General features: G+C 70.1%; 9 protein-coding genes. 3 read left to right on the forward strand and 6 right to left on the reverse strand.

Annotation, left to right across the window (positions count from 1 at the left end):
- Positions 1-172: 172 nt before the first annotated feature.
- The 5 genes from QH270_RS03255 to QH270_RS03275 all read right to left on the reverse strand — a co-directional run bounded on the left by QH270_RS03255 (position 173) and on the right by QH270_RS03275 (position 4,419).
- Entirely contained in the window at positions 173-721 is a 549-nt protein-coding gene (locus QH270_RS03255) for a ferritin (RefSeq protein WP_280338827.1), read from the reverse strand.
- A gap of 82 nt (positions 722-803) precedes the next feature.
- Positions 804-1,343 carry a ferritin gene (locus QH270_RS03260; protein ID WP_280338828.1) on the reverse strand — a complete coding sequence of 180 codons (540 nt, stop codon included), beginning with the start codon at positions 1,341-1,343 and terminating at the stop codon, positions 804-806.
- 9 nt (positions 1,344-1,352) lie between these two features.
- A complete protein-coding gene (locus QH270_RS03265) occupies positions 1,353-2,732 on the reverse strand; it encodes an LCP family protein (RefSeq protein WP_280338835.1) in 1,380 nt (459 codons plus the stop codon).
- A gap of 113 nt (positions 2,733-2,845) precedes the next feature.
- The gene (locus tag QH270_RS03270) at positions 2,846-3,619 is read right to left on the reverse strand and encodes a CPBP family intramembrane glutamic endopeptidase (RefSeq protein ID WP_280338829.1); all 774 of its coding nucleotides are present in this window, start codon (positions 3,617-3,619) and stop codon (positions 2,846-2,848) included.
- 38 nt (positions 3,620-3,657) lie between these two features.
- Entirely contained in the window at positions 3,658-4,419 is a 762-nt protein-coding gene (locus QH270_RS03275) for a DUF2470 domain-containing protein (RefSeq protein ID WP_280338830.1), read from the reverse strand.
- 115 nt (positions 4,420-4,534) lie between these two features.
- Here QH270_RS03275 and QH270_RS03280 point away from each other — a divergent pair, with 115 nt between their 5' ends.
- Genes QH270_RS03280 through QH270_RS03290 form a run of 3 tightly spaced genes read left to right on the forward strand, consistent with a single transcriptional unit; the run spans position 4,535 to position 6,566 of the window.
- Complete coding sequence (locus tag QH270_RS03280) at positions 4,535-4,945, forward strand: hypothetical protein (RefSeq protein ID WP_280338831.1); 411 nt, start codon at positions 4,535-4,537, stop codon at positions 4,943-4,945.
- A 41-nt stretch (positions 4,946-4,986) separates the two neighbouring features.
- Positions 4,987-5,901 (forward strand): prephenate dehydratase, encoded by a 915-nt coding sequence (gene pheA, locus QH270_RS03285; protein ID WP_280338832.1) that lies wholly within the window; start codon positions 4,987-4,989, stop codon positions 5,899-5,901.
- On the forward strand, positions 5,898-6,566 hold the full coding sequence (locus QH270_RS03290) for a histidine phosphatase family protein (protein ID WP_280338833.1): 669 nt from the start codon (positions 5,898-5,900) through the stop codon (positions 6,564-6,566). The genes pheA and QH270_RS03290 overlap by 4 nt, the downstream gene beginning before the upstream one ends.
- A 1-nt stretch (position 6,567) precedes the next feature.
- Here QH270_RS03290 and QH270_RS03295 read toward each other — a convergent pair.
- Positions 6,568-7,229: ESX secretion-associated protein EspG (locus QH270_RS03295; protein ID WP_280338834.1), on the reverse strand; the 662-nt coding region annotated here is incomplete at its 5' end.

Raw genomic sequence — 7,229 nt, forward strand, 5'->3', positions numbered from 1 at the left:
GAAGGAAGCTTCGGGCGCCCCGAGCGTCGCGGGCGGCAGCGTCTAGTTCGCTGCGGAGGGGTTGGGGGGGGGGGGGGGGGGGGGGAAGCCGGGGGGGGTGACCCGCCCGCGCCCGGGCCCCCCCCCCCGGTTCCCCCCCCCCCCCCCGCCCCCCCACCCCCTCCGCAGCGAACTAGACGCTGCCGCCCGCGACGCTCGGGGCGCCCGAAGCTTCCTTCGGCGCGCTCAGCTCGCGCCACATGAACGCCTCCAGATCGAACATGTTCGACCCGGCGCGATCGGCGATGTTGAGCAGCGTGGTCATATTGGCCACTTCCTCGACCTGTTCCTTCAGGAACCACTGCATGAACTGCTCGCCGAGGTAGTCACCCTCCTCGCGGGCGGTGCTGGCCAGCCGGATGATCTGGTCGGTGACCGTCTTCTCCTGGGCCAGCGCCAGCTCGATCGGCTCGCGGGCGGACTCGAAACTCGACTTCGCCGCGTCGACGCCGGCGATCTCCACGCTGATATCGCGGTCGAGGAAGTACTGCACGATCATCAACGCGTGATTGCGCTCTTCGACCGACTGCGCGTAGAAACGCTTGGCGAGCTGCGGCAGGTCGTTGTTGTCGAACCACACCGCAATGGCGATGTACTGATGCTCGGCATTGAACTCATGCCGGATCTGATCTTGAAGCAAGCTGTGGAATTTGCTGCGCGGGGGCTCCGGATGAATCGACATGCCGCCACATTAACCCTGGTCAAATGGGGTTGTCATCCAAGTGCAACCTTATTGAGGGAAGTATTTCCTAACGAAGCACTCCCTAACTGAGCCTGTCCTGACCGGCCATTTTCGGGGCCGCTTTGTCGACCGGAACAGCGCCGATGAGTTCCCGGCGGATGAATTCCTCCACCTGGAACAAATTGTCCTGGCGGTCGAGCACGGTCAGCAGTGTGGTCATCGTCGCAACGTCGTCCACCTGTTTACGCAGGAACCACTGCACGAATTGTTCGCCCAGGTAATCTTCCGCGTCCCTGGCGGCCGCGGCCAAGGCGCTGATCTGTCCGGTGGCGGTGCGCTCGCGGTCGAGCAGGAAGGCGATGGCGGCGCGTGGCGAATCATATTCCTCGCGCACCTCGTCGAGTCCGCCGATCGTCACCGCGATATCGCGGTCGAGCAGATACTGCACCATCCGCATCGCGTGGCCGCGGTTCTCCGCCGCGCGGGTATAGGTCTGCGCGGCCAGCTCGGGTAGCCGCTGGGTATCGAAATAGACTGCGGCGGAAAGGTATTGCTGCGCCGTGGTCAGACCGTGCCGGATCTGGTCACGCAGCAGCTCGGTGAACGAACGGTCCTCGGCCATGCCTCGACGTTACCGCGTGAGCAGGTCCTCGGGAATCTGCTGATCCTTGGCGAGCGCATCGAAGAAACCGGGTGCCTTGGACTTGTCCCAGAGCAGCACATTGCCCACGTCGGTGTCGTCGAAGCCGCCGATCGGCACGCTGGTGGTGACGGTGTCGCCACGCATCGCCCAGCCGAGCGCGGCCAGATTCCAGATGTGGTCGCCGTCATCGACTTTCAGCGATCCAGCCACGCCGGTGGCCATCGGCCACAGCGCGAACGGATTGGCCAGCGTGCCGGCGCTCGTCGCCTTCTTCAGCAGCGCCGACATGAACAGTCGCTGATGGTTCATCCGGTCGACATCGGCGTTCGGGGTGGCCCTGGTGCGCACGAAACCGAGCGCCTGCGGACCGCTCAGCCGCTGACAGCCCGCGGGCAGATCGAGCCCGGCCAGCGGGTCGACGATCGGTTCTTCCAGGCACATCTCGATGCCGCCGAGCGCGTCGACGACGCCGGCGAAGCCGCCGAAACCGATCTGCGCGTAATGGTCGATCCGCACACCGGTCGCCACCTCCACCGTCTGCACCAGCAGCGGCGCGCCGCCGAGGGCGAACGAGGCGTTCAGCTTGTCCTTGCCGTGGCCTGGCACGCTGACATACGAGTCGCGGGGCAGGCTCACCATCGTGGTCGGGCCCGACTCCGGGATGTGCACGAGCATGATCGTGTCGGTGCGCTCGGGCCCGGTGTCGCCGCCGGTGGCCAGTTCGGCCTCCTGCTCGGTGGACAGGTCGCCGCGACCGTCGGAGCCGACGAGCAGCCAGTTCGTGCCCGGCGTATCACCGATCCGGTCGCTGTAGGAGGTGAGCGCGGGGATGCGGGTGAGCGAATTGTCCAGGTGGACGACGGCGGCGATCAGCCCGGCGATCACCAGCACGATGATCAGCGTCAGCCACCGGAACGGATGACGCTTGCGGCGACGGCGCGGTGGCTGTGCCCGCCTGCCTGCGTCGGGCGGCGGCGGTGGTGTGCGTCGCGGGGGGACGCGATCTTGATGCGGGACCGGGCGCTGAGTGGGGGCGTGCCGAATCGGTTCGCGGTGCGGAACCGGACGCTGCGTCGGCGCGTGCTGACGCTGTTTCGGCTGCTCAGGCGGCATCTGTGAGTAGGCGAGCGGCTGATCCCGGCCGTCGCGGTGCAGCACCTGGGTTGGTTCGATGTGCGATGCCGGGCGGCCCGGCGCCGGATTGTGCCGGACCGTCGGGTCGTGCGGACCGCCGTGCCGGACCGTCGGATCGTTGCCGGGCGGCACCGGTCGGGCGCCCGGACGCGGGCGGCCCTGGGGCGGCAGCGGAGGGCCACCGGGGCGGCCCGTCGGCGGCACCCGGCGCCTGCGTGGATCATCGCCGTTCATCACTGTCGAACTCTACTGATCGTCGGGTGCGCGGGCTCGGTTGTGCGCGCTCGGTCACTACTGGATACCCCGTACGCGTCCACCCGTTAGCGCGAAACGCGGAGACACGCCGCTCACGGCAGCCAGCCGACGCGTCCGCGCAGCACGTTGTAGCCGAGATAGGCGATCGCGTCGATCGTCGCGTGCGCCAGGATCAGCGGCCACAGCCGGTTGGTGCGCTGCCAGTACCGCCCGAAGATCAGGCCCATCACGATGTTGCCGAGCCCGCCCCCGAGGCCCTGGTACAGGTGGTAGCTGCCGCGCAGCAGCGCCGACGCCACCAGCGACCGGTTCTCCGACCAGCCCAGCTTGCGCAGCCGGGTGATCAGATAGGCCACCACGAGGATCTCCTCGGCGACCGAGTTCGCGCAGGCGGCCAGGATCAGCACCGGCAACCGCCACCACTCCGACAGCGAACTGGGCACGATGGTGACGCTGACGCCGAGCGCGTGCGCGATCAGATACAGCCCGAGCCCCGGCAAGCCGATCACCGCGGCCAACGCCAACCCCGGCAGCACATCGGCGCGACCGATCCGGGCCAGGCCGATCAGCCGCGGCCCGATCCCGCTGCGCCACAACAGATACAGCCCGAGTGCCGCCCAGGCCAGCAGCCGGGTGATGCCGACGAGCTGGAACAGCAGATCGAGGAAGGAGTTGTCGGACCGGGAGGCGTTCAGCGCCACGGTGCGCCCGCCGACCCCGCCCGGTGAGAGTGCCGAGTCGAGCAGCGACAGGCCGGCACTGAGCCCGCTCAACCCGAAGGTCACCAGCAGGACGACGGCGATCTCCACCCGGAGACCGAAACGTTCCCGCTCGCTCAGCTCAGTCGTGGGCGGATCGAGGCGCATGCGCGCAGTGTAGGCAGTGCGCGTGGCGACGGCCCGGCTCAGATGCGGCGCAGGCCGTTCAGAAACGGGCATCCGGCCAGGATGCGCACCGCCTTGCTCAGTGACTCGATGTCGTCGGCGGGGTTGGCGAAGGGCAGGCGCACGTCGTGGTCGCCCTCGGGGCCCTCGACCCGCAGGGTCAGGCCGTAGCGGTCGATGGCCAGCGGGTGCACCAGCCCGCCGCGCAGCCGGGTCGGCAGATGCCGTGACAGCTGGGCGACGATGTCGGCGTGGTCCTCGGCCATGTGCTGGAGCCAGGCGCTCTCCAGCTCGCAGAACGGGTCGGCGGTGGCCGCGCGCAGGTCGGCGTGATCGACCGATTCGGCGCCGGAGGTGTCGGCCAGCACGGCCGAATTCACCACCAACCGCAGCAGGGTGACCCCGTGGCCCACGTCGAGCAGGCCGGGATGCGGGTAGTCCTTGGCGATTTCCACCGCGAGGGCGCGCTGGGCCTGCGGCGGTACCTGCCGCACCCAGCCGCGCAGCCACACCAGGGCCCGGACCGGCTCGCGCAGCGGCAGCGGGGCGTGGTCGGTGAGTTCGAGCACCGCCGAGGTCTCGTTGGCCGTCGCCGCCAGCGCCGCCGCGAGGGAACTGGCGGGCACCGCGATCACCGCATCACCACAGCGCCGCAGGTGATGCAGCGTGGTCGGCACCGGGTCGATGCCGGGGAGCGCGAGCACCGCCGTCTCCGCGTGCGCGCAGGCGCTACGCACGCGCTCGGCGGTCGTCGGCGCGAGGATCGTGGTTGGGCTCGACATGAACAACCTCCGCGAACTGATGATTAGGTAAACCTAAGCTAAGTTACAGAGCGGCTTCGCGCAAGAGGGACACCCCGGCGAATCGCCGTGCGAATCCGCTTCCTACGGTGGACCGATGAGCCACGACGACCACGCCGAACCCGTCCTGGTCAGCCTGTCGGCCCCCGCCCGGCGCAGCCTGGTGGCCGGTCTGGTCCGGCCGCTCGGCTCCACGCCGGACCCGGCCGAGGTCGTCGACATCGACATTCCCGACGCCGAGCTGGCCGCCTACCTGGTCCACATCGCCCACGCCGGACACGGGTTCGTCGCGCGCACCGGCAGCGGCGCCCGCGCGGTCGCCGTCGTCGCAGGCACGGTCGCCGCGCTCTGCGGCGAGGACATCCCCACCGCGCTCACCGCGCCGGACCTCGACTTCCTCACGGCATTGAAGCCGCCCGCGATCGAGGCGACCAGAAGCGTTCTGCTCGCCGTCGAAACTACGGATGAGCAGGCGATAGCAGCGGCGCTGCGGGTGCTGGAATCCTGAGCTGGGCGGCCCGCGGTCAACGATCCAGCTAATCTTTCGGTGTGCCGCGTATAGCGTATTTCGGGCCATCGGGGACCTTCACCGAAATGGCTCTGGCGAAGTTCGAGAACTCGGGGGCCTTCGACGGCCCGGTCGAGCGCGTCGCCGCGCCGAGTCAGGGCGCCGCGCTGGAGCTGATCCGCGCCGGCGAGGTCGACGGCGCGGTGGTGCCGATCGAGAGTTCTGTCGAGGGTTCGATTCCGGCCACGCTGGATTCGCTGGCCATCGGGCCGCGGCTACAGATCGTCGCCGAGACCGAGCTCGAGGTGAGTTTCACGATCGTCGCGCGGCCCGGGGTCACGCTGGAACAGGTGCGCACGCTGGCGGCCTATCCGGTCGCCGCCGCCCAGGTCAGGCAGTGGGTGGCGCGGACGATGCCGGACGCGCGACCGTTCACATCGGCGTCCAACGCGGCCGCCGCCGAGGACGTGGCCGCCGGTGCCGCCGACGCGGCCGTCTCCACCGCGCTGGCCGGTGAGCGGCTCGGCCTGGCCACGCTGGCCGCGGGCGTCGCCGACCACGACCAGGCCGTCACCCGATTCGTGCTGGTGACCAAGCCCGGCGTCGCGCCGCACGCCACCGGTGCCGACCGCACCTCGGTCGTGCTCGAACTGCCCAACGAGCCGGGCTCACTGATGCGCGCCTTCGCCGAATTCGCCACGCGCGGTGTCGATCTCACCCGCATCGAATCGCGTCCCACCCGGACCTCGATGGGCACCTACCGCTTCTACCTGGACTGCGTCGGCCATATCGACGATCCGGCGGTCGCGGAAACCCTGAAGGCTCTGCACCGCACGGCCCGGATCCGGTTCCTCGGTTCCTGGCCCGCGTATTCGGCAGTCGGAACGCCGCCCCCGTCGGACGAACCTGCCGCAGAATGGTTGACGCAATTGCGAAAGGGGGTCGCTGACCTATGAATACACGCGCGAAGCTGGTGTTGGTTCGGCACGGTGAGACCGAGGGCAACGTCGCGAAACTGCTCGACACCAGGGTGCCCGGGCTCCCGCTCACCGAACGCGGGGTGGCACAGGCGAAGGCGTTCGGCGCCGGACTCGCCCGCCCGCCGCGGATCCTGGTCTCCTCGGAAGCCCTGCGCGCCAAGCAGACCGCAGGCTACATCGAGGCGGCCACCGGTTCGCCCGTCAACGTGCTCGACGGGTTGTTCGAGGTGCAGGTCGGCGACCTGCACGGGCGCTCCGACCCGGCCGCCCACGAGTTCTTCCAGCAGATCTACCGCGGCTGGCACCACGGTGAGCTGCACCTGCGCGCCCCCGGCGGTGAATCCGGCCGCGATGTGCTCGACCGGATCGTTCCCGTGCTGGAAGGCCTGCGCGCGGAGTTCCTGACCGGCGACGCCGACGGTGACGTGCTGGTGGTCAACCACGGTGCCGCCATGCGTCTGGTCGCGATGACGCTGGCCGGCATCGCCCCGCCGTTCACCACCAACAACCATCTCGACAACACCGAGACCATCGAACTGCTACCGACCGAGGACGGCGGCTGGGAATGCCTGCGCTGGGGCAGGTTCACGCCGCCGTTCGCGGTCGACGCCGAGCCGACCCCCGACGACCCGATGGGCTGAGCTAGCCCCGGGTCTCGGCGTTCGCGATCGGGAACTCCGCGCGCACCGGCAGCGACTCGATGAGGTCGGCGACCGCTGTACGCAGGCGCGCGTTGGTGCCGGTGGCGATGGACGACCACTTCACGCCGTCGTCGGCCACGCTGGCGGTGATGATGAATCTGCCCGCGCGCGTGTTGAATACGGCGATGTGGTTGTCCTGGATGTCGCGGGTGCCGTCACCGTAGGCCACGCCGACGATCTCGGCGTAGGAGTGGATCTCCACCAGGGCCGAGGCGAGCGTCTGCGCGTCGGTGGCCGGTTTGCCGACCTTGCTCAGCCGCTCGGTGGTGGCCGCGACGTCGCCGGTGTCGCCGAAGATCGGCGCCAGTTCCTCGGTGGGCGCGTTCATTCCGTACAGCTCGAGCGCCTCGGACTGGCCGAGGGCATGGAGCACCGCGCCGGGCAGATCGAGCCCGGCGTCGTCGATGACGTAGGACTCCGGCCCGGGGGGGGGGGGGGGGGGGGGGGGGGGCGGGGGGGGGGGGCGGCGGGGCGCCGCGCGGGGGGGGCCGGCCGCGGCCCCGCGCCGGGGGGGGGGGGGGGGGGCCCCCCCCCCCCCCCGCCGGCGGGGGCGGCGCCCGGCCCCCCCCCCCCGCGCCCCCCCCCCCCCCCCCGGGCCGGAGT

Source organism: Nocardia neocaledoniensis, assembly GCF_029868625.1.
Lineage (GTDB): Bacteria > Actinomycetota > Actinomycetes > Mycobacteriales > Mycobacteriaceae > Nocardia > Nocardia neocaledoniensis_A.

Coding starts and splice junctions, on each gene's coding strand:
- QH270_RS03255 (WP_280338827.1), bottom strand. CDS start 721: ATGTCGATTCATCCGGAGCCCCCGCGCAGCAAATTCCACAGCTTGCTT.
- QH270_RS03260 (WP_280338828.1), bottom strand. CDS start 1,343: ATGGCCGAGGACCGTTCGTTCACCGAGCTGCTGCGTGACCAGATCCGG.
- QH270_RS03265 (WP_280338835.1), bottom strand. CDS start 2,732: ATGAACGGCGATGATCCACGCAGGCGCCGGGTGCCGCCGACGGGCCGC.
- QH270_RS03270 (WP_280338829.1), bottom strand. CDS start 3,619: ATGCGCCTCGATCCGCCCACGACTGAGCTGAGCGAGCGGGAACGTTTC.
- QH270_RS03275 (WP_280338830.1), bottom strand. CDS start 4,419: ATGTCGAGCCCAACCACGATCCTCGCGCCGACGACCGCCGAGCGCGTG.
- QH270_RS03280 (WP_280338831.1), top strand. CDS start 4,535: ATGAGCCACGACGACCACGCCGAACCCGTCCTGGTCAGCCTGTCGGCC.
- QH270_RS03290 (WP_280338833.1), top strand. CDS start 5,898: ATGAATACACGCGCGAAGCTGGTGTTGGTTCGGCACGGTGAGACCGAG.